Here is a 23275-nt window from a genome sequence, read left to right on the forward strand (position 1 = left end):
TAGTCCGCTCCTTCCGTTCGCGGCGGAGAGTAATGCAGGGCGCGGCAGGCGATTATCCGCAGTATCCGGCATGCTTTTATAACGACGAGTCATAAGTGCGCAGACCTGCCAGACAGGCAAGGCTGGCGAGGGCGGTGACCAGTATCATCGTCCCCATCGGCGCGGGCGTACCGTTGGCGAAGCCGCCGATCAGGGCCGAACTGAAGATGCCGCTGCCATACTGGACCGCACCGACCAGCGCAGAGGCCGCGCCGGCCCCCTGCGGTGCCTGCTCCAGCACGCCGGCGATGGAATTGGCGACGATCAGCCCGGTTGCCGAGATGTAGAGGAACAGCGCCAGCACGAGACCGGGAAGGCCGCCGAAATCCGTCCATGTCGCTATCGCGACCAGCAGCGCGCTTGCCGCTGCCCATGCGATTCCGGCCTTGAGCATCGCATCGACGCCGAAGCGATGAACCAGCCGGGCATTGACCATGTTCGAACCCATGATGCCGATGATGCCGAGGCCAAACAGCAGTCCGTAATACTGCGGTGGCAGGCCGTGATAGGTAATGTAGGCGAAGGGCGATCCCGCGATATAGGCGAACATGCCGGCGTAGTAGAACGCGCCTGCGCCGACATAGGCCATGGCGCGGCGATTGCGCAGCAGGGCGGCGTAGCGGGCGATCGCCTGACCCGCGCTGACGCGGTGACGGCGCTCTGGCGGCAGTGTTTCGGGCAGGGTGCTCAGCAGGGCCAGCGTGACTGTGCCGATCCCCACCAGCACCCAGAATATCGCGCGCCAGCCCATGACCAGCAGGACCTGTCCGCCCAGCAGCGGGCCGATCAGCGGAGCGATGGCCATGACCGTCATCAGGGTGGACATCATGCTGGCGGCGCGTGGGCCCTGATAGAGATCGCGCACCATCGCGCGGCCCAGCACGACGCCGGCCGATGCACCTGCCGCCTGCACCACGCGCGCGGCAATCACCCACCAGATGCTTGTCGCCAACGCGCAGCCGGCAGAGCCGAGGACGAACAGGACGATGCCGATCGCGACCGGCAGCCTGCGTCCGAAGCGATCGCCCACCGGGCCCCAGAACAACTGCCCCAGCGCGAACCCGATCAGGTAGCCGGAAACGGTCCACTCGGCCGTCCCCATGTCCGCGCCGAGTGCGCGCGACATCGTCGGCATGCCGGGCAGGTAAATGTCGGTGGAGATCGAGGCGAAGCCCATCAGTAGGCAGAGAATGCCAAGGACGCGCCAACCGTGATCGCCGGCTTCTCCCACACTGTGCGGGGAAAGGCCGGCCGGCGCCGTAGTACCGGTCATGTCTTGGGTTTATTCCTGTGCCGGGCCGGCGAGATACTGCTCGTCGGTCACATGTTCGAGCCAGTCTACCGCGCGGCCGTCCAGCATTTCGGCGATGGCGACATGGGTCATCGCGGTGGTCGGAGTGGCGCCGTGCCAGTGCTTGTGGCCCGGCGGACACCAGACGATATCCCCGGCGCGGATCTCGACGATTGCCTCGCCTTCGCACTGGGTCCAGCCGCAGCCCGACGTGACGAGCAGCGTCTGGCCGAGCGGATGGGTGTGCCACGCGGTGCGCGCGCCGGGTTCGAACGTCACGATGGCGCCGCCGGCGCGCGCAGGCGCTTCACCCTGAAACGAGCTGTCGATACGCACGTTGCCGGTGAACCAGTCGGCCGGGCCCTTGATCGAGGGCTGGGTGCCGTTGCGGATGAGTTTCATCGGGGGGAGTCCTTCCTTGATGATCCATTGCCGCCGGCCGGTAGTGCCGGGCACGCCTGGTGGACGATCCGAAGATACGTTGCGATCAGCCTGATGATTAGTGCATCATTGCCGCATGCAGCTATCGATATGAGTCATCAATGCAGCGCGACGAACTGAACGACCTGAATGCCTTCATCGCCATTGCCGACGAACGCAGCTTCACGCGCGCAGCCGCCAAGATGGGTATCTCGCAGTCGGCATTGAGCCACAAGATCCGGCGGCTGGAGGCCAGACTTGGCGTGCGCCTGCTTTCGCGCACCACACGGAGTGTATCGCCCACCGATGTAGGAGAGCGGTTGCTTGCGGGAATTGCACCGGCCTTCGCTCAGATCGAGGATCAACTGGACCTTCTGGGGGAAGTTCGCGAGAAGCCGGCGGGCCTGATCCGCATTACCGCGCCGAGTCATGCCACACGGACAGTGCTCTGGCCCGCCGTTGCGAAGCTGATGCGCGACTACCCTGAGGTCGAGGTCGAACTCAGTGTCGATTCCGGGCTACGGAATATCGTCGAGGACAAATTCGATGCCGGCGTGCGCTTGGGTGAGCAGGTGGCGCGCGACATGATCGCGGTGCGAATTGGGCCGGAATTGCAGATGGCCGCAGTCGCCTCTCCGGACTATTTGCAAGCCCGTGGTATTCCCCGAGTGCCGCAGGACCTGGCAGCGCACAGCTGCATCAACTTGCGATTGACCACTGCGGGCGGCCTCTACGCCTGGGAGTTCGAGAAGGGCGGTCGCGAACTCAATGTTCGCGTCGAGGGGCAGTTCACCTCCAATAATGTCGACGTGATAATCGATGCTGCGATCGATGGCTTCGGGCTGGCATTCGTTCCCGCCGATTATGTGCAGGATGCGATCGATCGTGGGCAACTCGTCCGCGTCCTGGAAAACTGGTGCGAGCCCTTCGCCGGCTATCATCTCTACTATCCGAGCCGGCGGCAGCCCAAGCCTGCTTTTGCGTTGCTGATCGAGGCATTACGTTTTCGGGGCTAATGGCATGGAGTGCAGAGCGATAGGATGCAGGGGGCTGGCGCTGGTGATCAAGCGATGTGCGGAGCCCATGGACTTCGCCGCCGGGGCGTTGCAATCAACCCGCTTATGGGGGCTGATTTCTTGCGCGAAATGAACTGGCTGGGCGCGGACCGGGTGCGGGGATACCTGCTCCTGCTCGCCTTGCTCAACGCGGCGATGGTGGTCTGGCTGCTGGCCACGTCGCATGGCGGGGTGGACGCCAACGGCTTCCTTCTGGGCAGCGACTTCATCAGTTTCTGGACGACCGGGCGGATGCTGATCGGGCATGGCGATCCTTACGATGCAGCGGCGCATATCGCCGCGCAGCGGACATTTTTCGCCTCGCCGACCGGCTATACCGCATTCTTTTACCCGCCTTCGTTTCTGCCGTTCTGCTGGCCACTGGGCTGGCTGGGGTATTTCCCGGCGCTGGCGGCATGGTTGCTGGCAACGGGTATGCTCTACTGCGCCGCCGTACGGGTCTGGTGGCGGAGCTTGGAAAGCCGGTTGCCGTTCTGGCTGCCCTTGGCGGCGTTCCCGACGATGCCGATCGTCATTACCCATGGGCAGACGTCTTGGCTGGTCGCCGCACTGCTGGGCACGGGAGTGGTCATGGTCCGGCGGCAACCGCTGCTGGCCGGGCTTTGCCTTGGGCTGGCGACGGTGAAGCCGCAGTTCGGCCTGCTGGTCCCCTTGGCGCTGCTGGCCTCTCGCGAATGGCGGGTGATTCTTCTTGCGGGCCTTGCCGCGCTGACGCTGGCCGGGCTCTCCGCACTGGCTTTCGGGTCTGAGCTGTGGGTGCATTGGCTGGGTGCATCCACGCGGGCGCAGGCGGCCATGGCTGATGGGGCCGTGGGCTTCGGGAAGATGGTCAGCCCGTTCGCGGCTCTGCGTCTGTTGGGTGTGGCGACGGTCGCGGCCTATGCGGTGCAAGGGGTGATCACGGCCATAGTGGCCGCCCTCGTGGTCATGGCCGCGTGGGGCAGGCGTTGGGGAACAGGGCTTGCCGCGCTGGTGCTGGCGGGGGCTCCGCTGGCGACGCCTTTCGTGCTCGATTACGACATGGTGCTGCTTGCCTTCCCGATGCTTTGGCTGGTGGGGGAAGGACTGCGTGGCGGCTTCGCACCTTACGAAAAGCTGGCCCTGCTGCTGGCTTTCATCGCCCCTGCCTTCGCGCGACCGCTGGCGATGAACCTTTCGCTTCCGATCATGCCGCTGGTGCTGCTGGTCTTTTTCGCGGTAATCTGGCGGCGGGCAACCTCGCGCGCCCACGCGCATTGCGACGAGGAGCCCCAACCGGAAGGAGCCTGACTTGCCCGAGACCAAGCCGCGCGCCGCGCGCAACATCGCGCTGCTGATTGATGCCGACAATGCCTCGCCCGCCAATCTGGAAGCGGCGCTGACCATTCTTGGCGATCTCGGCTCGGTCAATGTGCGGCGGGTCTACGGCAATTGGAGCAAGGTTTCGCTGAAGGGCTGGTCGAAGCTGGTGCATCGCCACGCGCTGGAGCCGCAGCAGCAGTTCGACGTGACCAAGGGCAAGAACGCCACCGACATGAAGATGACCATCGACGCGATGGATCTGCTTTACGGCGGCCATATCGATGGCTTCGGCCTGATGACCAGCGATAGCGACTTCATGCCGCTCGCCATCCGCATCCGCCAGAACGGCACGCCGGTCTATGGCTTCGGCACCAGCCGCACGCCCGAGGCCTTTCGCGAGGCCTGCACCCGCTTCATCGACCTCGAAGCGCTGCCTGCCGCCGATGCCGAGGACAGCGAGGCCGAAACTTCCGCGCCGCCGGTCGATGCCGATCTGGTCAAGCTGATCGGGGAGGGCTGGAAGGCCAGCAAGCGGGACGAGAATGGCTATGCCAGCCTCTCCGAAGTCGGCCAACGGGTGGCCAACCGGTCCAGCTTCGATGCGCGCAGCTACGGCTTCTCTCGCCTGTCCGAACTCGTGCAGACGCTTCCCAATTTCGCGACCGAGAAGCGCGAGAGCGGGCTGTTCATCAAGCGGATGCGCTGAGTCGGCGATGAGTATCGCACCCGCCCGGCCCATGCGCTGGATCGGCCTTTCGGGCCGGGTTCTGGCGGGGCTGCTGGCGACGGCGGTGGCGTTCTGGGGACTGAGTTACCTGTTTCGTGACACTGCGGCGATCGGCTCGAACCTTGCGCATAACCGTGCAGGTGTGTCGGTGTTGATTGCCCATGCCTCGCTCGCCGGCGTCGCGCTGTTGGCCGGGCCGTGGCAGTTCATCGCGAAATGGCGGAGCCGGGCGCGCGGTCTCCATCGCTGGATCGGGAGGATCTACGTCTGCGCCTGCGTGGGGGGCGGTTTGGCGGGCGCAGCGTTGGCGTGGGGCACGACGGCCGGCCCGGTTGCCGGTACGGGCTTCTTCCTTCTTGCCTTGAGCTGGCTAACGTGCACTGCGCTGGGCTGGCTGGCTGCCTTAAGGCGCGATTTCGTGCGGCATCGGCGCTGGATGATTCGCAGCTTCGCCCTGACTTTCGCCGCCGTAACCCTGCGCCTCTATCTGCCGCTTTCGCAGATTATCGGGATCGATTTCCTGACGGCCTATATCGCCATTGCGTGGCTGTGCTGGGTGCCGAACCTGATCGTGGCGGAACTCTGGCTGCGGCATTATCCACGCCCGGCACGGGGCACTGTGCCGGGCTGATCGGACGAACGGGCTGTTAGGACGTCAGCTTCCAGTTGATCACCGTTGCAAACGATCTCGGCAATGGTTGCCCTTTGGCGTCGATGGCCGGCTGAAACCAGCCGTATTCCAAGACGTCATCGCAACTGGCTTGATCGAGATCGTCGTAGCCGGAGGATTGGAGCACCTGGCAAATGACCGGGAAACCCATCCTGGAAAGAACGACATTGATTTGCGTCGCTCCCTCATGCCCCTTCTTGAGGGACGCAGGCGGGTAGATCATCTTGATCCGCGCAGATACATTCTGGCCGTCCGCCGCAGTCTGCAGGCCGGAAGGCGTTGCGTTCGCTATTTGCTCGCGCGTGCCGGAACTGATGTAGCCTGTCCATGTGCCTGCGGCGGCATGGCCTTGGCCGTCATGGGCAGGCGTGAAACCCGCTTTGATGATCCGGCGGCAGGCGTCGTCGTCTGCCGCCTGCGAGGAACTCGAATGGGTGACGGTGCATGTTCCGGGCGCACCCGTGCCGTCTACCACTACCGACACGGCGACTATGTAAGGGCTGCCGTTGGCAGGCATCAGTTCCGCAGATGCCCGCGGCGGCATAGTCGCCAGCTCGGGAAACGATGCTGGCGCATCCGGCATCGCGGCAGCCAGCGCAGGGCCTGTGAATGCGAATGCGCCCAACGCTACGCCGGAAAGGATCGTGAACTTGATAACGGGCACGGGAAGACTTCCTCAGGCGTCGATCAGTTCCGGATCGATCTCGCCCGCGCGGTTCTGGATGAACATGAAGCGGTGTTCGGGGTTGCGGCCCATCAGGCGGTCGACAAGGTCCTTCACTGCCGCACGGCCTTCGTATTCGGGCGGCAGGGTGATGCGGATCAGCGAGCGGCTGTCCGGGCTCATCGTCGTTTCGCGAAGCTGCTGGGGGTTCATTTCGCCCAGCCCCTTGAAGCGGCCGACTTCCACCTTCTTGTTCTTGAACACGGTCTTTTCCAGCTCTGCGCGGTGCTCGTCGTCGCGCGCATAGGCGGACGTGGAGCCCGAGGTCAGGCGATAGAGCGGCGGCTGGGCGAGGTAGAGGTGCCCGCGCCGCACGATATCCGGCATTTCCTGGAAGAAGAACGTCATCAGCAGCGTGGCGATGTGCGCACCGTCAACGTCTGCGTCAGTCATGATGACGATGCGGTCGTAACGCAAGTCGTCCGCGTTGCAGTCCTTGCGGGTGCCGCAGCCTAGCGCAAGGCCAAGATCGGCGATTTCCTGATTGGCGCGGATCTTGTCCGCCGTGGCGCTGGCGACGTTCAGGATCTTGCCACGGATCGGCAGGATCGCCTGCGTCTTGCGGTTGCGCGCCTGCTTGGCGGAGCCGCCTGCCGAATCGCCTTCGACGATGAACAGTTCGGTCTCGCCGTCGCCTTCGCCCGAACAGTCGGTCAGCTTGCCGGGCAGGCGCAGCTTCTTGGCGTTGGTGGCGGTCTTGCGCTTTACCTCACGCTCCGCCTTGCGGCGCAGGCGATCGTCCATGCGCTCCATCACCGCGCCCAGCAGCGCCTTGCCGCGCTCCATATTGTCGGTGAGGAAGTGGTCGAAGTGATCGCGCACGGCCGCTTCCACCATGCGCGCAGCTTCGGGGCTGGTGAGGCGGTCCTTGGTCTGGCTCTGGAACTGCGGATCGCGGATGAAGACCGAGAGCATGACTTCGCTGCCGGTCACCACATCGTCCGGCGTGATGTCCTTGGCCTTCTTCTGCTGGCCGACAAGATCCGCGAAAGCGCGGATGCCCTTGGTCAGCGCGGCGCGCAGGCCCTGTTCGTGGGTGCCGCCATCGGGCGTCGGGATGGTGTTGCAGTACCAGGAGTACGAACCGTCCGAATAGAGCGGCCAGGCGATCGCCCATTCGACGCGGCCCTGTTCGGAGCCATCCTCACCGCGCGGAAATTCCTGGCTGCCGGAAAAGAATTGTGTGGTCACGCATTCGCGGCTGCCGATCTGCTCGGCCAGATGGTCGGCAAGGCCGCCGGGGAACTGGAAGGTAGCCTCGGCCGGGATGCCGTCCACCGCGAGCGCGGGTGCGCACTTCCAGCGGATTTCGACGCCGGCGAAGAGATAGGCCTTCGAACGCACCAGCTTGAACAGGCGCGCGGGCTTGAACTTCTGATCGCCAAAGATCTCGGTGTCGGGCGTGAAGGTGACGGCCGTGCCGCGGCGGTTGGGTGCGGCGCCCACTTTCTGAAGCGGACCCAGCGTTTCGCCGCGCGAGAATTCCTGTGCGAACAGCTCCTTGTTGCGCGCCACTTCCACGCGCGTCTTCACCGAAAGCGCGTTGACCACCGAGATGCCGACGCCGTGCAGACCGCCCGAGGTGGCATAGGCCTTGCCGGAGAACTTGCCGCCCGAGTGAAGGGTGGAAAGGATCACTTCCAGCGCCGACTTGCCCGGATACTTCGGGTGTTCGTCCACCGGGATGCCGCGGCCGTTATCGGTGATGGTCAGGCGCCCGGCGGTGCCCGGCTCCTCTTCCAGCGTCACTTCGATACGGTTGGCGTGCCCGGCGACGGCTTCGTCCATCGCGTTGTCGAGCACTTCGGCGGCGAGGTGGTGCAGCGCACGCTCGTCCGTGCCGCCGATATACATGCCCGGGCGACGGCGGACGGGCTCAAGCCCCTCCAGCACTTCAATCGCCGAACCGTCGTAGGTTTCACCGCCCGCGGAGGGGAGCTTGTCGAAGAGGTCGTCGGACATGGGCGCGACTATAGGCAGGCGGAAAATCCGCGATCAAGCGGGCAGGTCACGCTTTTCCGCAGAGGCTTGGGGAAAACTGGAATAAAAAGAGAACAAAGGGGCAGGGCGCCGCCATGGCGCCCCGCTTCACCCTTTTATTTGCCCTTGGCGAAGCCGGTGGGGGCGGCGTCGATCACCTTGACCGCACCCGCCTGCACCGCGCGAACTTCCAGCGCGCGTTCGATCAGGCCGTTGCGATTGAAGCGGAATGCGCCGTCCACGCCCAGGAAGCCGTCCGGCGCGAACATCGCGGTGGTCGGGAAGATCGTGCCCGGCTTCCAGTCGCGCGAGACGCGCAGGGTCAGCAGCACCGCGTCATAGCCGAGCGTGGCGATGCGGAACGGCTGGGTGCCGAAGCGGGCGCGATAGCTCTTGGCGAACTGGCCGAAACGCGCGTCGGACACGGTGGAGAACCACGCGCCGTTCAGCGCGGGGGAGGTCGCCAGTTCCTTCTCGCCGCTCCACAGTTCGGTGCCCAGCAGGCGAACGCCGGTGCCGCCGCCGGCAGCGCGGAACGTGGTTGCCGCTCGGGCGGAGAGGCTGCCGCTGTCGGCGATCAGCAGCGCGCCGAAGCCGCCCTTGGCCTTGATGCGCGTCGCCGCGGCGCTGATCGAGGCGGCGGTACGGTCATAGTTTTCCATGGCCAGCACGGTGCCGCCATTGGCGCGCACAGTGATGAGCAGCGAACTGCTTACCCGCTCGCCATATTCGCCGCGCGGGACCAGTGCGGCGAAGCTGGAGATGCCCTGCTGGCGGGCATAAGCCACCGTGCGGGCGACCGACTGGCCGGGCAGGTTGCCGATGATGAAGACATCCGCCTCGGCCGCCTTCTCATCATTGGAGAAGGAGATGATCGGCACTTTCGCCGGTTTGGCGACCGTGCGCACGGCGGCGATATCGTCAGACAGTAGCGGGCCCAGAATCAGCTTGTTGCCGTCCGCCACGGCGCGCCGCGCGGCATCGCCGGGATTGGTGCCGGTGTCGTAGACGGTGATGCGCAAGTCTTTCGCGCCGGTATCGAGAATCGCCATGTTCGCCGCATTGGCCAGCGACTGGCCCACGCCGGCGTTCGTGCCGGTGGTGGGCACCAGCAGCGCGATGCGGTGGCGTTCGTTGTCGCTGGCGATCACATTGTCGCCGCTAGGGGCGGGCGTCGGCGCCGGGGCGGGCGCGGGAGCCTTGGGAACGACGGCGCAACCGGCAAGCAGCGCCATGGCGGCCCCGGCCAGAAAATTACGCCTATTGGGTCGCCCATTCAGGCTCTTGTCGAACATTGCTTGCCGCTCCCGTGGTCCTTGGGCCATGAGGCCGATGATGGAAAACAGTCTTTCGCCGGGGCTCTACATAGTGGCAACCCCCATTGGCAACCTTGGGGATATTACAGTGCGCGCCGTGGAGACGCTGCGAGGCGTGAGTGCGGTCGCCTGCGAGGATACGCGGGTGACGGGCAAATTGCTCCACCACCTGGGCATCAAGCAGAAGCTGATCCGCTATGACGATCATGCCGGGGAGGGTGATCGCGAGCGGTTGCTGGCGCTGATGGAAAATGCGCCGGTGGCATTGGTCAGCGATGCCGGAACTCCGCTGATTTCGGACCCCGGATACCGTCTGGTGCGCATCGCGCGGGAGCGCGGGATTGCCGTCACCAGCCTGCCCGGCGCCAATGCGGCGGTGATGGCGATGACGCTTTCAGGCCTGCCCAACGACCGCTTCCTGTTCGCCGGTTTCCTGCCCAACAAGGCCAAGGCGCGCGAGGGTGTGCTGGCGGAACTGTCGAAAGTTCCAGCCACGCTGATTTTCTACGAAACCGCGCCGCGTCTGGAAGATTCGCTGACCGCCATCGATTCGGTGCTGCCGGGGCGCGAGGTGGCCGTGGCGCGCGAACTGACCAAGAAGTTCGAGGAATGCCGCAGCGGTTCACCGCAGGACCTGATCGCGCACTATGCCGCGCATCCTCCGAAGGGGGAGATCGTGCTGCTGGTGGCCCCACCGGGTGACGAGCCAATCGGCGAGATCGATGTCGATGCACTGCTGCGCGCCGCGCTGGAGGAAGCCAAGCCCTCGCAGGCGGCGGCCAGTGTTGCCAAGGCGACGGGGCTTGATCGCAAGACGCTCTATGCCCGGGCGCTCGAACTGAAGTGAGCGAGCGGCGCGCCCATGCGGAGCGGCAGGGCCGGCGCGGCGAGGCGCTGGCGCTCTGGTACTTGCGGCTCGGCGGCTGGCGCATCGTGGCGCGGCGCGCGAAGACGGCGCGGGGCGAGGTGGATCTCGTCGCGCGGCGGGGGCGGACGCTGTGCTTCGTCGAAGTGAAGTGGCGGGCCCGAGCAGAAGACCTTGATCAGGCGATCGATGCCTATCGCCTGCGCCGCGTGGCCGCCGCTGCCGAAGGGCTGGCGGCGCGATACCAGAAACCCGGCGACAGCCTCAGGATAGATGTCCTGTTGCTGGCGCCGGGGTGCTGGCCGCGCAGGATCGTCAATGCATGGCAACCCCACGGGTAACAGCGGGGGGTCTGGTTGCGATCATGGAAATGCGAAAAGGGACAACAACGAAACTATTCGCAAGCCACGGTGAATTTCATTAAGTGCCACCCCCGTAATTCCCCCAAGGAACCAATTTCATGACCCTGCGCATCGCCGTCCAGATGGACCCGCTTGAGAAGATCAACATCGCGGGCGATTCGTCCTTTGCCCTGATGCTGGCCGCGCAGGCGCGCGGGCATACGCTGTTCCATTACGATGTGCGCACGCTGGCCTATGACGCCTCCTATGGCGCCGGGGGTAGGCTGACCTGTTGGGGCGCGCCGGTGACGGTGCAGCGCGTTGCAGGCGCGCATTATACGCGCGGCGACTATCGCCTGATCGACCTTGTCGACGATATCGACGTGGTGCTGATGCGGCAGGATCCGCCGTTCGATCTGGGCTACATCACTGCAACGCACCTGCTGGAGCGGCTGGCCGGCAAGACGCTGGTGGCCAACGATCCCGCTTCGGTCCGCAATGCGCCGGAGAAGGTCTTCGTGCTCGATTTCGCGCGCTTCATGCCGCCGACGCTGATCGCCCGCAGGATCGAGGATGTGCGCGCATTCCAGGAACGTCAGGTCGCGGCCGGTCTTGGCGGCGATCTCGTCGTCAAGCCGCTGCACGGCAATGGCGGAAAGGCGGTGTTCCGCGTACCGGCAGACGGCAGCAATCTGGGCGCGCTGGTGGAAATGTTCCAGAACGCCTGGGTGGAGCCGTTCATGGTCCAGCCCTTCCTCCCCGACGTTTCGGAGGGCGACAAGCGCATCGTGCTGGTGGACGGCGTGGTCGCCGGTGCCATCAACCGCAAGCCGGGCGCAGGCGAATTCCGTTCCAATCTTGCCGTCGGCGGTTCGGCCGAAGCGACGCAGCTGACGGCGACCGAAGAGGAAATCTGCGCCGCGATGGGCCCGGAACTGAAGGCGCGCGGTCTGGTTTTCGTGGGGATCGACGTGATCGGCGGAAAGTGGCTGACCGAAATCAACGTGACGTCGCCCACCGGCATCGTAGCCATCGATCGCTTCAACGGCACCGATACCGGCGCCTTGATCTGGGACGCGATCGAGGTCCGCCACGCCGCGATGTGATGGTGATGTGAAGCTGCGGGAACGCCGTCATGGATGAATGGGTTATCCGGCTGATCGAGGGCGGCGGCTATTGGGGCATCGCCTTCCTGATGATGCTGGAAAACCTGGTGCCGCCGATCCCGTCCGAACTCATCATGGGTGTCGCCGGGATCGCGCTGGCACGCGGGACGATGACATTTGGCCCCGTATTGCTGGCGGGAACCGCCGGCTGCACGCTGGGCAATTATATCCTGTTCCTGATCGCCGATCGCCTCGGCTATGAGCGCCTCAAGCCCCTGGTGGACCGCTGGGGCCGCTGGCTGACGATGGAATGGCATGACGTAGAACGGGCCGGGCAGTTCTTCCGGCGCCACGGGCACTGGGTGGTTTTCGTCATGCGTTTCATGCCGATGTTCCGCACCCTGATCTCCGTTCCTGCCGGCTTATCGCACATGAAGCACCTGCGGTTTCTGGTCTACACGGCTGCCGGCGCGGCGGTGTGGAACACGCTGCTGCTGATGGGCGGGCTGTGGCTGGGCCGGCGCTTTTCGGAGGCTGCGACGTGGATCGGCTGGGCGACGCTGATGCTCGCAGCGGTAACGGTCGTTTGGTATCTTTGGCGTGTAATAAGCTGGAAGCCAACGCGCTGATAATTGGATTGAAAAATGCCCGAGGGGCATTTTTGAGCGGCACCGGCCCACTCCCCCACCCGACCTCCCATCAGGATACACTCGTGGGAGGTCGGGTGGGGGAGTGGGCCGGTGCCGCAAAATTCGCCTTAAGCGAATTTTCAAACAGGCCAAACGATCCCCAAGTTGAAAAAATGAAGCTGTTTATCGGCTTAGTGTAATTCCCGGCTATCTTGATTAAGGATACTGACGTATTCTTCGCCCGCAACCATTGGGGAGCAGGCGTTATGTCCAAGAGACTGGCAGCTGAATTCTTCGGTACGTTCTGGCTTGTTTTCGGGGGCTGCGGTTCGGCAGTCCTTGCAGCGGCCTTTCCTGAACTTGGCATTGGATTTGCCGGTGTGGCACTGGCCTTCGGGCTTACTGTCGTGACGATGGCTTATGCAGTCGGCGCGATTTCCGGCGGACATTTCAATCCGGCGGTCTCGCTGGGCATGGCCGTTGGCGGCCGGCTCGACTGGAAGGACCTGATCCCTTACTGGATCGCGCAGGTGATCGGCGCCATCGTGGCCGCCGCCGCGCTCTATGCGATCGCTTCGGGCAAGGCGGGCTGGACGCCCGGCGGCTTTGCCACCAATGGATATGGCGAACTGTCGCCCGGCGGCTATTCGCTACACTCCGCACTGCTGATCGAGATGATCCTGACCGCGGGCTTCATCATCGTGATCCTCGGCTCCACCTCCCGGATCGCGCCGGCAGGCTTCGGGCCGCTGGCGATCGGCCTTGCGCTCACCTTGATCCACCTGATCTCGATCCCCGTCACCAATACCTCTGTAAACCCGGCGCGCTCTACCGGCGTGGCGCTGTTTGCCGAAACGGCGGCAGTGAGCCAGCTCTGGGTGTTCTGGGTGGCGCCGCTGATCGGTGCGGCTATCGGCGCGGTGATCTGGCGCTTCCTGCTGGCGCCGGACGAAGGCGCGATCTGACTATCCTAAAGCAAGGCCCGCTTTCCTCTGGAGGCGGGCCTTGCTTTAGTCCTGTCCGCGCGGATGGGCGTTGCGATAGACGTCCAGAAGCGTTGCCGCGTCCACTTTCGTATAGATCTGCGTCGATCCCAGGCTGGCATGGCCGAGCAGTTCTTGCAGGCTTCTCAGGTCGGCGCCGGCGCCCAGCAAGTGCGTTGCAAAGCTGTGGCGCAGCGCGTGCGGCGTCGCGGTGGAGGGCAGCCCCAGCACGATGCGCGCACGGGCCATCGCCTTCTGGACCATACCCTGAGACAGCGGGCCGCCCTTGGCGCCGCGAAACAGCGCATCGTCTCGGCCCAGCGGCCAAGGGCACTTGGCTGCGTAATCGGCAACGCCTTCGCGCACGATCGGCAAAAGCGGCACGACGCGCTGCTTGTTGCCTTTGCCGGTGACGGTGATCGTCTCGCCCATCGGCAGTGCCGCGCCGGTCAGCGAGAGCGCCTCGGCAATGCGCATCCCCGCGCCGTAGAGCAGCAGCAGAACGGCCCGATCACGCGCGCCGATCCATTCCTCTCGCGCGTCTTCCTCCACCATGGCGGTAAGGTTCACGGCTTCGTCGGGAGTGACCGGACGCGGGATGCCCTTTTTGACGCGCGGCCCCCGCACGCGTGGCCCGGCACGTTCCGGCACGCCTGCTTGCTCACGCGCAAAGGCAAGGAAGCTCTTGATCGCGGAAAGTTCGCGCGCGGCAGAAACGTTGCCGATCCCGTCGCCGCGCCGCTCGGCCAGATGCAGGCGCAGGGTGCCGGCATCGAGCCGGGAAAGCGCGTTCCAATCGATCTCTCCGCCGATCCCGTCGATCAGCCGCGCGGCGGTGGCGATATAGGCGCGGCAGGTGTGCGGGCTGCGCCGCCGGGCGTGGGTGAGGTGATCGCCCCAGGCTTCGAGCAGATCCGCCTTCGCCGTCATATCTCGACGAGATCGGCCGGGACGAGTTCGGCGAGCAATCCGTCGAGGAGCGCCATGCCCTGATTTGTCACGCCAAGGCGGCTGCCCTCGCGCCAGACGAGGCCCTGCATTTCATAGAACGCAGCCTTGGACGCCACGCAAAGGTCGGCCGTGGCAAGGCCGAAGCGCGCGGCCAGAGCGTCCAGATCGACGCCTTCGTCAAGCCGCAGGCCCATCAACATGGCCTCGCTCGCCTGTTCGCGGCGGCCAAGATCGCGCGTTTCGTTGATGCCGTGCGCGGAGCGGTCGATGGCTTCGAGCCAGTTTTCCGGCTTGCGATGCCGCGTGGTCGCCACACCGCCGCGACGACCATGGGCGCCGGGGCCGATGCCGCAATAGTCCTGATAGCGCCAATAGGTCAGATTGTGGCGGCTTTCCTCGCCCGGGCGGGCGTGGTTGCTGATCTCGTAGGCGGGCAGGCCGGCGGCGGCGGTCATTTCGCGGGTCAACGCGAACATGTCCGCACAGGCATCCTCGTCCAGCGGCTCGAACTCATGCTGGCGCACCATCGTCGCGAACTTCGTGCCCGGTTCGATGGTCAACTGGTAGAGCGAGAGGTGTCCGGTGCCGTAGGATAGCGCATGCGCCAGTTCGGCTTGCCACGCGTCGAGGCTCTGGCCCGGACGGGCATAGATCAGGTCGAAGCTGACGCGGGAGAACTGCTTCTGTGCCACTTCAAGCGCCTTCAGCCCTTCCGAAGCGTCGTGAAGTCGACCAAGAAAGCGCAGCGTATCGTTGTCCAGCGCCTGAAGCCCCAGCGAGACGCGGTTGACGCCCGCATCGGCCAGCGCGGCATAGTTCGCCGCTTCGACAGAGGACGGATTGCCCTCCAGCGTGATCTCGATCCCCTCGGCAAAGCCCCAGAGCTTCTGCGCTTCGTCCAGCAGGCGCGCGACGAGGGCAGGGGGCATCAGCGAAGGGGTGCCACCGCCGAAGAAGATCGACGACAGCGGCTCTCCGCCTGCCACTTCGTGTTCGTGCCGCATGTCCGCCAGCAGGCCAGCCTGCCAGCGATCATGCTCCACCCGTTCGCGGACATGGCTGTTGAAGTCGCAATAGGGGCACTTTGCGAGGCAGAACGGCCAGTGAATGTAGAGCGCGCGGGCCATGGAACGGCAGTTTAGTCCGCGAACTGCACCGCGACCAGCTTTACGAAGGCATCCGCGCGGTGGCTGATCTTGTGCTTATCCTCGGGGGCAAGCTCGGCGAAGGTCATCTCATGGCCTTCCGGCACGAAGACCGGATCGTAGCCGAAGCCCATCTTGCCGCGCGGCGGCCAGGTGATCGTGCCGTTGGCGCGGCCATCATAGACAGCCTCTTCCCCGTCCGGCCAGGCGATGGCGAGCACGCAAGAGAACCAGCAGGAACGGTCCACGTCCGCGCCCTGTTCGCACAGCAGGCCTTCCACTTTGCCCATCGCCATGAACCAGTCGCGACCGGAAGGCCCTTCGAACCATTGCCGTTCGGCCCAGTCCGCCGTGTAGACGCCGGGGCGCCCGTCCAGCGCGACCACCGAAAGGCCGCTGTCGTCGGCCAGCGCCGGCAGATTGGCGGCCTTGGCGGCGGCATGGGCCTTGAGCAGCGCGTTCTCGACGAAAGTCGTGCCGGTCTCTTCCGGCTCGGGCAGGCCGAGTTCGCCCGCCGATACGCAATCGATGCCGTAGGGCGCGAGCAGGGCCGCGATTTCCTTCAGCTTGCCCGCATTGTGCGTGGCGATGACAAGGCGGGTGTTTCCAAGCTTGCGGGTCATGTGTGCTTCCGGTGTTCCTCCCGCTGCGCCCGCTTGAGCGAGTTCGGCGGGAGGATTTGGGTAGTTAGCGGCCGACGGCCTTGGCCTGCTCTGCGAAGATGCGGTCGCAGCCGATGCGGGCCAGACGCAGCAGGCGCAGCAGGCCTTCCTCGTCATAAGTCGCGCCTTCGGCAGTGGCCTGCGCTTCGGCGATCTTGCCGCCTTCGATCAGCACGAAGTTGGCGTCGGCATCGGCCGAGCTGTCTTCGATGTAATCGAGGTCAAGCACCGGGGTGCCATCGCAGATGCCGCAGGAGATCGCAGCGACGCGGCCCTGGATCGGGTCTTCCTTGATCTTGCCTTCGGCCATCAGCTTGTCGACGGCAAGGCGCAGGGCAACCCATGCGCCGGAGATCGAGGCGGTGCGGGTGCCGCCATCGGCCTGGATCACGTCGCAGTCGAGCACGATCTGGCGCTCGCCCAGCTTCTTCATGTCCACCACGGAACGCAGTGAACGGCCGATCAGGCGCTGGATTTCCTGCGTGCGGCCGGACTGCTTGCCCTTGGCCGCTTCACGCGAACCGCGCGTGTGGGTGGCGCGGGGCAGCATCGAGTATTCGGCCGTTACCCAGCCTTCACCCTTGCCGCGCAGGAACGGCGGCACCTTTTCCTCGACCGAGGCGGTGACCAGCACGCGCGTATCGCCGAAGGAAATCAGCACCGACCCTTCGGCGTGCTTGGTGAAACCGGTCTGGATGTCGATAGCGCGCATCTCGTCGGGCGCACGGCCGGAAGGTCGCATGGATTTTCCTCTGCTCGAATTCGGATCGTGGATTACCAGAGGCCCCTAGGCGGAATAGGCTTGAGGCTGCAAGAGCATTGCCTAAATTGTAAGAGAGATGCCAAGCCCGCCGATAACCGAACTGACCACCCGCGCACGCGAGATTTTCCGTCTCGTGGTTGAGGGTTACCTTGCCACTGGCGTACCGGTGGGATCGAAGGCGCTGACCGGGGCCGGCGGCGTGAACCTATCCTCCGCCTCGATCCGTTCGGTTCTGGCGGATCTCGAATCGTTCGGATTGCTGGCCGCGCCGCATACTAGCGCGGGGCGTTTGCCCACTGAGGCAGGCCTTAGGCTGTTCGTGGATGGCATCATGCAAGTGGCCGAACCCACGGTGGAGGAACGGCTCGCGATCGAAAGCCGCATCGCCGCTCCCGGTCCGATCGAGGCCGCGCTGGAGGCGACCAGCACGCTGCTGTCCAGCATGTCTTCCGGTGCCGGCGTGGTCATGGTGCCCAAGCGGGAGCCGCGACTCATGCAGCTTCAGCTTGTGGGGCTTGGGCCTGGCAGGGCGCTCGCCGTGCTGGTGGGCGAGGATGGCGTGGTGGAAAATCGGGTGCTCGATTTACCTCCCGACTTGCCCTCAGGCGCGCTGGAAGAGGCCTCCAACTACATTTCCGCCCACTTGTCCGGCCGCACGCTGGCGCAGGCGGCGCGGGCGATGCGGGGTGATATCGCCTCGGGTCGATCGGCGCTGGATGCGGCGAGCCGCGATCTGGTCGAGCGCGGCCTTGCCGTGTGGAGCGAGGATGCACTGGCCCGCCCGGTGCTGATCGTGCGCGGGCAGGCCAATCTACTGGACGAAACCGCGCTCTCCGATCTGGAGCGTGTGCGTTCGCTGCTGGACGATCTGGAGAACAAGCAGTCCGTCGCCGAACTGCTGGACATCGCGCGGGAGGCCGAATCGACGCGCATCTTCATCGGATCGGAAAACCGGCTTTTCGCGCTTTCCGGCTCCTCCGTGATCGCCTCTCCCTATCGCGATCGTGATGGGCGGGTGGTCGGCGTGGTGGGGGTTATCGGACCGACTCGGTTGAATTATGCGCGCGTAGTCCCCATGGTGGACTTCACTGCCCAGAGCCTGGGCAAGCTCATCGGATAGCTGGAACCAAACAATAATGACCGAAGAAAAGACGCAGTCGACAGAAGAATCGGCCATCGCCGAAGAACTGAAGGGTGTGCCCGCGGATATGATCGACAATCCCGAACTCGCCAAACTGCGCGAAGAACTCGAAACGGCAAAGCAAGAGGCTCTCTACGCACGCGCCGAAACGCAGAACGTGCGTCGTCGTCTCGAAAAGGACATTGCCGATACCCGCGCCTATGCTGCAACGGGTTTTGCGCGTGATATCCTTTCGGTGGCCGACAACCTTTCGCGCGCGCTTTCGGCGATTCCTGCCGAACTGCGCGAGGACGAGAAGCTGAAGGGCGTCATCGCCGGTATCGAGGCGACCGGCCGCGAGATCGAGAAGGTCTTCGGCAACCACGGCATCACCCGCGTGGCGGCCATGGGCCTGCCGCTCGACCCCAACCAGCATCAGGCGATGATCGAAGTTCCCTCGGCGGATGCCGAGCCGGGCACGGTTATTCAGGAACTGCAGTCGGGCTACATGATCAAGGACCGTCTGCTGCGCCCAGCCATGGTGGCTGTGGCCAAGAAGCCGGACTGATCCTCAGCCGGGAGGATGGAAAGTTGGCTTGCTATCCTCCTGGTTGTGCTGTGCGCCGCGTGGCTGCAGCACGAGCTTACGCGCAGGCTTCGTCCTAAAAGTGGGCCGAAGCCTGACCGGCCTGATTTACCCTATCGTATCTACACGACGGCATTCGACCGGATCTTGCCAGGCGATGCCGTAAAGGCGGCGTTGGCGGAAGTCGGCGCGTGGCACGAAAATTCCGCATGGGCGCTAGGCTCTCCGGGCGAACGTGACGAGCTTGCCAACAAGGCATTTCACGACGCGAGCAACAGTGTTGCAGCTCGGCGCCTTAGTAGACTGCTCGACCAGTGCAGTGGAAAAACGGCCATCTGCATTCTCGTGGATCGATCCGGATCGATGAGAAATCAGATCGCGCCGCTTTCCGGGCAGTTGCGCGCTATAGCAGAAATTTGCGAATCTGTCGGCGTCGCGCTCGCAATCTATGGTTTTACGACATTCGGCTGGCGGGGCGGAGCACCTCGATTGACCTGGATAGAGGAAGGGAAACCTGAATATCCGGGCAGACTTTGCGCGTTGCTGCATTCCATCGACAAGGATTTCGATGAGCCTAACTATGCGGAGCGCTGGTCTGCCATGCATGATCCAGCCACGCTTTTTGAGAATGTTGATGGAGAATCTCTCGCTTGGGCCGAAGCGAGGTTGGCCGCGCGGGGAGAGGCAGAGCGACTGCTGATCACGGTTTCCGATGGTGCTCCCGTAGACGATTCAACATTGACCGAGAATGGCGCCGGGTTTCTTGAGCGGCATATACTGCATACGATTTCCGAGATTACGGCCCGCAAAGCTGTTTCGATGGGCGCGCTCGGCATGGGCTTCGGAGTTGATCGATACTATCCGAACAGTGAGAAGGTGTCGGATTCCACGGATTTTCTCGGCAGTTTTTGCAATCTTATCGAGCAACTGCGCGGGGTATAAGGGCGACGAGCGGCATCACATTGTCGACTATTTGCACATTTCGAAGGAACCTGCGCCGCAGGCAGCCCGTTGCTCAGGCATGGAACCTGAAACGGGAGAAATCTGATGCGCAAGTTCATGATTCCCATCGTTGCCGTCGCGGCGCTCGGGATGGCCGGCTGCGCCAGCAACTATGGCGGTGAGGGAGCCCTTGCCGGTGGTGCGCTGGGCGCGGGTGTCGGCGCAATTGCCGGCGATGCCGCTGCCGGTGCAGCCGTTGGCGCTGCGGCCGGCGCCGTCGTGGGCTCGACCCAGAAGAAGCATAATGGGTGCTATCGCTATGACCGCAATGGCAACCGCTACTGGGATCGCGACTGCTGATCGCCGCTCGTGAATGGTAATATGGCCCGGTAGCTGTCCAGTGACGGCGCGCCGGGCACTTGCCATCCCCGCGCCAGCATGAAGGCGTGGCGTACGATCTCGGCCTGCTGTTCGATGCCGTAACGCTCCAGCGGCCATCCAGGTCTCAGGCTGTAGTCGTAGCGGCAGAGCGGATGGCGCATGAGCGGCAAATACCAGCGCCCTTTTCGCTGGGTTTGCCAGACATGAACCATCTCATGGATGAATAGTCCCTGCAGCACGATCGATGCAGCCGCGAAATCGTCCGTATAGAGCGGCGAGCGGGGGTGGAAATGCAAGTGGCCGCAAGGCGCCATGACCACGTTTTGAGGCTGAAACGGAAACCACCGGCGGCGGCGCACGCGAACGAACGTGCAGTCGATCGCAGCGCCGAAAACTTCGGCGATAAGCGCGCGCTCTCCTGCGGAAAGTTCCCGTTCGCCGCCGGCAGGGCAAGCGGCCATCTGGTCGAGGCTCAGTGATGCATTCCGGGCATCGCGCCCGACGCCGGTGCACCATCGCCACCGGTCGTTGCGCCGCCATTGCTGGTCGGCGCCATTGGGCCCATTCCATCCATGTCGTCACTGCCGCCGATGGTGTCCACCATCACCGGCATCTTCAGTTTTTCGCCATTCGCGAAAATCAGCGTCAGGTCGGTCGTCTGTCCCGGCTTCAGGCCGCCCGAGATATCGAAGACCATGACGTGCAGGCCGCCGGGCGAGAATTCGATCTCGGCACCCGGCGCGATGGGAAGCGAATCGACCGATTTCATCGTGCCGCCGCTGGTCTCGTGCATCTGCGTCTTGCCGGCCCCGACGATTTCGACCGCGGTGAGTGCTACCGGGCTGGCGCTGTCGTTGCGAACGGTGAAATAGGCCGCGCCGGGGCGTCCGGCCACTGCCGGAAGCATCAGCTTGCCATCGCGCGCGGAAATTCCGGCATTCGCATCGCTGGCGGCGGCGCTGGGAGCGGCCTGAGATCCGGTGGTTTCCTGATTGCAGGCTGCAAGCGACGTCAACAGGGCAACAGCGATAAGGCTAAGCGAACGGGTCTTGTTCACGCGAGGGCATCCTTTGGTCGGCCCGTTCATGGATTGGTGCGCCATGGTTTTGCCGGGCCATGAAAATTTCGCATGCCTAATGCCATTGCAACGCTCTTGTTCCAACACAAACCGCTCCTATATGCCCGATCGACGACTTTGAACGTCATCGAGCCGTGCAAGCCGCCTTGCCTCTTTTGAGGGAGGCCATCCGTGCGGTGTCATCCACTGACGTGAGGAATGGGGATAATGGCAAAAGTAATTGGTATCGACCTCGGCACCACCAACAGCTGCGTGGCCGTGATGGACGGCGGCAAGCCGAAGGTTATCGAGAATTCCGAAGGCGCGCGCACGACGCCCTCGATCGTCGCTTTCACCAAGGATGGTGAGCGCCTGATCGGGCAGCCGGCGAAGCGCCAGGCCGTGACCAACGGCGACAACACGATTTTCGCGGTGAAGCGCCTTATCGGCCGCCGCTTCGACGACCCGGTGACCAAGAAGGACACCGAGCTGGTTCCCTACCACATCGTCAAGGGCAAGAACGGTGACGCCTGGGTCCAGGCCGGGGGCGAAGACTACAGCCCGTCGCAGATCTCTGCCTTCACTCTGCAGAAGATGAAGGAAACCGCCGAATCGTACCTCGGCGAGACCGTGACGCAGGCCGTCATCACCGTGCCCGCCTACTTCAACGACGCGCAGCGCCAGGCGACCAAGGACGCCGGCCAGATCGCCGGTCTTGAAGTGCTGCGCATCATCAACGAGCCGACTGCGGCTGCGCTGGCCTATGGTCTGGACAAGCAGGACGGCAAGACCATCGCCGTCTACGACCTTGGCGGCGGCACCTTCGACGTTTCGATCCTCGAAATCGGCGACGGCGTGTTCGAAGTGAAGTCGACCAACGGCGACACGTTCCTGGGCGGCGAAGACTTCGACACCAAGCTGGTCGAATGGCTGGCCGACAAGTTCAAGGCCAAGGAAGGCATGGACCTGCGCAGCGACAAGCTCGCTCTGCAGCGTCTGAAGGAAGCGGCCGAAAAGGCGAAGATCGAACTGTCGTCCACCGCGACGACTGAGGTCAACCTGCCCTTCATCACCGCACGCATGGAAGGCGGCGCCACCACTCCGCTGCACCTCGTCGAAACCGTTACCCGCGCCGACCTTGAAAAGATGGTTGCGGACCTGATCCAGCGCACGCTGGAACCCTGCCGCAAGGCGATCGCCGATGCCGGCCTTTCGGCCAAGGATATCGACGACGTCGTGCTGGTGGGCGGCATGACCCGCATGCCCAAGGTGCGCGAAGTCGTGAAGGACTTCTTCGGCAAGGATCCGCACACCGGCGTGAACCCTGACGAAGTCGTCGCCATGGGCGCCGCGATCCAGGCCGGCGTGCTTCAGGGCGACGTCAAGGACGTGCTGCTGCTGGACGTTACCCCGCTGTCGCTGGGTATCGAGACGCTGGGCGGCATCATGACCAAGATGATCGACCGCAACACGACGATCCCGACCAAGAAGAGCCAGGTCTACTCGACTGCCGAGGACAACCAGCAGGCGGTGACCATCCGCGTGTTCCAGGGCGAGCGCGAGATGGCGCAGGACAACAAGATGCTCGGCCAGTTCGACCTCGTCGGCATTCCGCCGGCACGTCGCGGCGTGCCGCAGATCGAAGTGACCTTCGACATCGACGCCAACGGCATCGTCAACGTCTCTGCCAAGGACAAGGGCACCGGCAAGGAACAGCAGATCCGCATCCAGGCTTCTGGCGGTCTGTCGGACAACGACATCGACCAGATGGTCAAGGATGCCGAGAAGTTCGCCGAAGAGGATAAGAAGCGTCGTGAGGCCGCAGAGGCCAAGAACAACGCCGACAGCCTCGTCCACGCGACCGAGCAGCAGATCGCCGAACATGGCGACAAGATCGACGCCGGCCTGAAGTCGGAAGTCGAAGCGGCCATCGCCGCGACCAAGGCAGCGATCGAAGGCGGCGATTCCGCCGACATCACGGCCAAGTCGCAGGCGCTGACCGAAGTCGCGATGAAGATGGGTCAGTCCATCTACGAGAAGGAGCAGGCTTCGGCTGCTTCGCCGGACGCCGCTCCGGCCGGTGGTGACGACGATGTCGTCGACGCCGAGTTCTCGGAAGTCGACGAAAACAACAAGGGCTGACCAGTCCTCATGACAAGCGTGGCCGCCATCGTTACCCAATGTGACGGTGGCGGCCAGGTCGCACGCGGGGAATAACGA

At 64.2% G+C, this 23275-nt stretch carries 25 protein-coding genes; 14 read left to right on the forward strand and 11 right to left on the reverse strand.

Going from position 1 to position 23275, the window contains the following annotated elements; genetic code table 11:
* Positions 1-76: 76 nt before the first annotated feature.
* Together ACZ1JC_RS19635 and ACZ1JC_RS19640 are read right to left on the reverse strand one after the other, a co-directional pair.
* Complete coding sequence (locus ACZ1JC_RS19635; protein WP_465135286.1) at positions 77-1312, reverse strand: multidrug effflux MFS transporter; 1236 nt, start codon at positions 1310-1312, stop codon at positions 77-79.
* A gap of 9 nt (positions 1313-1321) precedes the next feature.
* Positions 1322-1732 (reverse strand): (R)-mandelonitrile lyase, encoded by a 411-nt coding sequence (locus ACZ1JC_RS19640; protein ID WP_465135285.1) that lies wholly within the window; start codon positions 1730-1732, stop codon positions 1322-1324.
* 140 nt (positions 1733-1872) lie between these two features.
* On the opposite strand from ACZ1JC_RS19640, the gene ACZ1JC_RS19645 reads away from it, so the two are divergent.
* The 4 genes from ACZ1JC_RS19645 (at position 1873) to ACZ1JC_RS19660 (ending at position 5465) form a co-directional block, all read left to right on the forward strand.
* A complete protein-coding gene (locus tag ACZ1JC_RS19645; protein WP_465135284.1) occupies positions 1873-2766 on the forward strand; it encodes a LysR family transcriptional regulator in 894 nt (297 codons plus the stop codon).
* Positions 2767-2895: 129 nt separating this feature from the next.
* On the forward strand, positions 2896-4095 hold the full coding sequence (locus tag ACZ1JC_RS19650; protein ID WP_465138540.1) for a glycosyltransferase family 87 protein: 1200 nt from the start codon (positions 2896-2898) through the stop codon (positions 4093-4095).
* Between the two features lies 1 nt (position 4096).
* Complete coding sequence (locus tag ACZ1JC_RS19655) at positions 4097-4813, forward strand: NYN domain-containing protein (RefSeq protein WP_465135283.1); 717 nt, start codon at positions 4097-4099, stop codon at positions 4811-4813.
* Positions 4814-4820: 7 nt separating this feature from the next.
* The gene (locus ACZ1JC_RS19660; RefSeq protein ID WP_465135282.1) at positions 4821-5465 is read left to right on the forward strand and encodes a DUF2306 domain-containing protein; all 645 of its coding nucleotides are present in this window, start codon (positions 4821-4823) and stop codon (positions 5463-5465) included.
* Between the two features lie 16 nt (positions 5466-5481).
* Here ACZ1JC_RS19660 and ACZ1JC_RS19665 read toward each other — a convergent pair whose 3' ends face one another.
* The 3 genes from ACZ1JC_RS19665 to ACZ1JC_RS19675 all read right to left on the reverse strand — a co-directional run bounded on the left by ACZ1JC_RS19665 (position 5482) and on the right by ACZ1JC_RS19675 (position 9503).
* Complete coding sequence (locus ACZ1JC_RS19665) at positions 5482-6168, reverse strand: energy transducer TonB (RefSeq protein ID WP_465135281.1); 687 nt, start codon at positions 6166-6168, stop codon at positions 5482-5484.
* A 12-nt stretch (positions 6169-6180) separates the two neighbouring features.
* Positions 6181-8190 (reverse strand): DNA topoisomerase IV subunit B, encoded by a 2010-nt coding sequence (gene parE / locus ACZ1JC_RS19670; protein WP_465135280.1) that lies wholly within the window; start codon positions 8188-8190, stop codon positions 6181-6183.
* Positions 8191-8324: 134 nt separating this feature from the next.
* The gene (locus ACZ1JC_RS19675) at positions 8325-9503 is read right to left on the reverse strand and encodes a penicillin-binding protein activator (protein ID WP_465135279.1); all 1179 of its coding nucleotides are present in this window, start codon (positions 9501-9503) and stop codon (positions 8325-8327) included.
* A gap of 40 nt (positions 9504-9543) precedes the next feature.
* On the opposite strand from ACZ1JC_RS19675, the gene rsmI reads away from it, so the two are divergent.
* From rsmI to aqpZ, 5 genes are all read left to right on the forward strand, one after another.
* Positions 9544-10371 carry a 16S rRNA (cytidine(1402)-2'-O)-methyltransferase gene (rsmI, locus tag ACZ1JC_RS19680; RefSeq protein WP_465138539.1) on the forward strand — a complete coding sequence of 276 codons (828 nt, stop codon included), beginning with the start codon at positions 9544-9546 and terminating at the stop codon, positions 10369-10371.
* Positions 10368-10730, forward strand: a complete 363-nt coding sequence (locus ACZ1JC_RS19685) for a YraN family protein (RefSeq protein WP_465135278.1) — start codon at positions 10368-10370, stop codon at positions 10728-10730. The genes rsmI and ACZ1JC_RS19685 overlap by 4 nt, the downstream gene beginning before the upstream one ends.
* 119 nt (positions 10731-10849) lie before the next feature.
* Positions 10850-11836, forward strand: a complete 987-nt coding sequence (gshB, locus tag ACZ1JC_RS19690) for a glutathione synthase (protein ID WP_465135277.1) — start codon at positions 10850-10852, stop codon at positions 11834-11836.
* Between the two features lie 29 nt (positions 11837-11865).
* The gene (locus ACZ1JC_RS19695) at positions 11866-12465 is read left to right on the forward strand and encodes a DedA family protein (protein ID WP_465135276.1); all 600 of its coding nucleotides are present in this window, start codon (positions 11866-11868) and stop codon (positions 12463-12465) included.
* Positions 12466-12731: 266 nt separating this feature from the next.
* Complete coding sequence (aqpZ, locus tag ACZ1JC_RS19700) at positions 12732-13430, forward strand: aquaporin Z (RefSeq protein ID WP_465135275.1); 699 nt, start codon at positions 12732-12734, stop codon at positions 13428-13430.
* Positions 13431-13475: 45 nt separating this feature from the next.
* Here aqpZ and ACZ1JC_RS19705 read toward each other — a convergent pair whose 3' ends face one another.
* The 4 genes from ACZ1JC_RS19705 to rph form a co-directional block, all read right to left on the reverse strand.
* Positions 13476-14378 (reverse strand): tyrosine recombinase XerC, encoded by a 903-nt coding sequence (locus tag ACZ1JC_RS19705; RefSeq protein ID WP_465135274.1) that lies wholly within the window; start codon positions 14376-14378, stop codon positions 13476-13478.
* The gene (gene hemW, locus ACZ1JC_RS19710; protein ID WP_465135273.1) at positions 14375-15526 is read right to left on the reverse strand and encodes a radical SAM family heme chaperone HemW; all 1152 of its coding nucleotides are present in this window, start codon (positions 15524-15526) and stop codon (positions 14375-14377) included. Before hemW ends, ACZ1JC_RS19705 begins: the two co-directional genes overlap by 4 nt.
* Before the next feature lie 11 nt (positions 15527-15537).
* A complete protein-coding gene (rdgB, locus tag ACZ1JC_RS19715) occupies positions 15538-16167 on the reverse strand; it encodes an RdgB/HAM1 family non-canonical purine NTP pyrophosphatase (RefSeq protein WP_465135272.1) in 630 nt (209 codons plus the stop codon).
* Positions 16168-16231: 64 nt separating this feature from the next.
* Positions 16232-16948 carry a ribonuclease PH gene (rph, locus tag ACZ1JC_RS19720; protein ID WP_465135271.1) on the reverse strand — a complete coding sequence of 239 codons (717 nt, stop codon included), beginning with the start codon at positions 16946-16948 and terminating at the stop codon, positions 16232-16234.
* A gap of 97 nt (positions 16949-17045) precedes the next feature.
* Here rph and hrcA point away from each other — a divergent pair, with 97 nt between their 5' ends.
* From hrcA to ACZ1JC_RS19740, 4 genes are all read left to right on the forward strand, one after another.
* Positions 17046-18089: a heat-inducible transcriptional repressor HrcA gene (gene hrcA, locus ACZ1JC_RS19725; protein ID WP_465135270.1), complete on the forward strand. Its 1044-nt coding sequence runs from the start codon at positions 17046-17048 to the stop codon at positions 18087-18089.
* 16 nt (positions 18090-18105) lie between these two features.
* Positions 18106-18657 (forward strand): nucleotide exchange factor GrpE, encoded by a 552-nt coding sequence (gene grpE / locus ACZ1JC_RS19730; protein ID WP_465135269.1) that lies wholly within the window; start codon positions 18106-18108, stop codon positions 18655-18657.
* 15 nt (positions 18658-18672) lie between these two features.
* Positions 18673-19617: a cobaltochelatase CobT-related protein gene (locus ACZ1JC_RS19735; protein WP_465135268.1), complete on the forward strand. Its 945-nt coding sequence runs from the start codon at positions 18673-18675 to the stop codon at positions 19615-19617.
* Between the two features lie 105 nt (positions 19618-19722).
* On the forward strand, positions 19723-19977 hold the full coding sequence (locus tag ACZ1JC_RS19740) for a hypothetical protein (RefSeq protein ID WP_465135267.1): 255 nt from the start codon (positions 19723-19725) through the stop codon (positions 19975-19977).
* Here the strand turns inward: ACZ1JC_RS19740 and ACZ1JC_RS19745 are convergent.
* Together ACZ1JC_RS19745 and ACZ1JC_RS19750 are read right to left on the reverse strand one after the other, a co-directional pair.
* Positions 19956-20459 (reverse strand): vgr related protein, encoded by a 504-nt coding sequence (locus tag ACZ1JC_RS19745; RefSeq protein ID WP_465135266.1) that lies wholly within the window; start codon positions 20457-20459, stop codon positions 19956-19958. The genes ACZ1JC_RS19740 and ACZ1JC_RS19745 overlap by 22 nt on opposite strands.
* 11 nt (positions 20460-20470) lie before the next feature.
* Positions 20471-21055 (reverse strand): copper chaperone PCu(A)C, encoded by a 585-nt coding sequence (locus tag ACZ1JC_RS19750; RefSeq protein ID WP_465135265.1) that lies wholly within the window; start codon positions 21053-21055, stop codon positions 20471-20473.
* Between the two features lie 228 nt (positions 21056-21283).
* On the opposite strand from ACZ1JC_RS19750, the gene dnaK reads away from it, so the two are divergent.
* On the forward strand, positions 21284-23197 hold the full coding sequence (gene dnaK, locus ACZ1JC_RS19755) for a molecular chaperone DnaK (protein WP_465135264.1): 1914 nt from the start codon (positions 21284-21286) through the stop codon (positions 23195-23197).
* The last annotated feature ends 78 nt before the right edge of the window (positions 23198-23275 follow it).

The sequence above is a fragment of the Sphingomonas sp. BL-S-28 genome (assembly GCF_055521515.1).

Bases quoted from the DNA above. Each gene is read 5' to 3' on its own strand.
- ACZ1JC_RS19635 (WP_465135286.1), bottom strand. From the start codon at position 1,312: ATGACCGGTACTACGGCGCCGGCCGGCCTTTCCCCGCACAGTGTGGGA.
- rph (WP_465135271.1), bottom strand. From the start codon at position 16,948: ATGCGACCTTCCGGCCGTGCGCCCGACGAGATGCGCGCTATCGACATC.
- aqpZ (WP_465135275.1), top strand. From the start codon at position 12,732: ATGTCCAAGAGACTGGCAGCTGAATTCTTCGGTACGTTCTGGCTTGTT.
- ACZ1JC_RS19675 (WP_465135279.1), bottom strand. From the start codon at position 9,503: ATGTTCGACAAGAGCCTGAATGGGCGACCCAATAGGCGTAATTTTCTG.
- rsmI (WP_465138539.1), top strand. From the start codon at position 9,544: ATGGAAAACAGTCTTTCGCCGGGGCTCTACATAGTGGCAACCCCCATT.
- ACZ1JC_RS19640 (WP_465135285.1), bottom strand. From the start codon at position 1,732: ATGAAACTCATCCGCAACGGCACCCAGCCCTCGATCAAGGGCCCGGCC.
- ACZ1JC_RS19705 (WP_465135274.1), bottom strand. From the start codon at position 14,378: ATGACGGCGAAGGCGGATCTGCTCGAAGCCTGGGGCGATCACCTCACC.
- ACZ1JC_RS19650 (WP_465138540.1), top strand. From the start codon at position 2,896: ATGAACTGGCTGGGCGCGGACCGGGTGCGGGGATACCTGCTCCTGCTC.
- dnaK (WP_465135264.1), top strand. From the start codon at position 21,284: ATGGCAAAAGTAATTGGTATCGACCTCGGCACCACCAACAGCTGCGTG.
- gshB (WP_465135277.1), top strand. From the start codon at position 10,850: ATGACCCTGCGCATCGCCGTCCAGATGGACCCGCTTGAGAAGATCAAC.
- ACZ1JC_RS19660 (WP_465135282.1), top strand. From the start codon at position 4,821: ATGAGTATCGCACCCGCCCGGCCCATGCGCTGGATCGGCCTTTCGGGC.
- ACZ1JC_RS19740 (WP_465135267.1), top strand. From the start codon at position 19,723: ATGCGCAAGTTCATGATTCCCATCGTTGCCGTCGCGGCGCTCGGGATG.
- hemW (WP_465135273.1), bottom strand. From the start codon at position 15,526: ATGGCCCGCGCGCTCTACATTCACTGGCCGTTCTGCCTCGCAAAGTGC.
- grpE (WP_465135269.1), top strand. From the start codon at position 18,106: ATGACCGAAGAAAAGACGCAGTCGACAGAAGAATCGGCCATCGCCGAA.
- ACZ1JC_RS19735 (WP_465135268.1), top strand. From the start codon at position 18,673: ATGGAAAGTTGGCTTGCTATCCTCCTGGTTGTGCTGTGCGCCGCGTGG.
- hrcA (WP_465135270.1), top strand. From the start codon at position 17,046: ATGCCAAGCCCGCCGATAACCGAACTGACCACCCGCGCACGCGAGATT.
- ACZ1JC_RS19645 (WP_465135284.1), top strand. From the start codon at position 1,873: ATGCAGCGCGACGAACTGAACGACCTGAATGCCTTCATCGCCATTGCC.
- ACZ1JC_RS19695 (WP_465135276.1), top strand. From the start codon at position 11,866: ATGGATGAATGGGTTATCCGGCTGATCGAGGGCGGCGGCTATTGGGGC.
- ACZ1JC_RS19745 (WP_465135266.1), bottom strand. From the start codon at position 20,459: ATGGCCGCTTGCCCTGCCGGCGGCGAACGGGAACTTTCCGCAGGAGAG.
- rdgB (WP_465135272.1), bottom strand. From the start codon at position 16,167: ATGACCCGCAAGCTTGGAAACACCCGCCTTGTCATCGCCACGCACAAT.
- parE (WP_465135280.1), bottom strand. From the start codon at position 8,190: ATGTCCGACGACCTCTTCGACAAGCTCCCCTCCGCGGGCGGTGAAACC.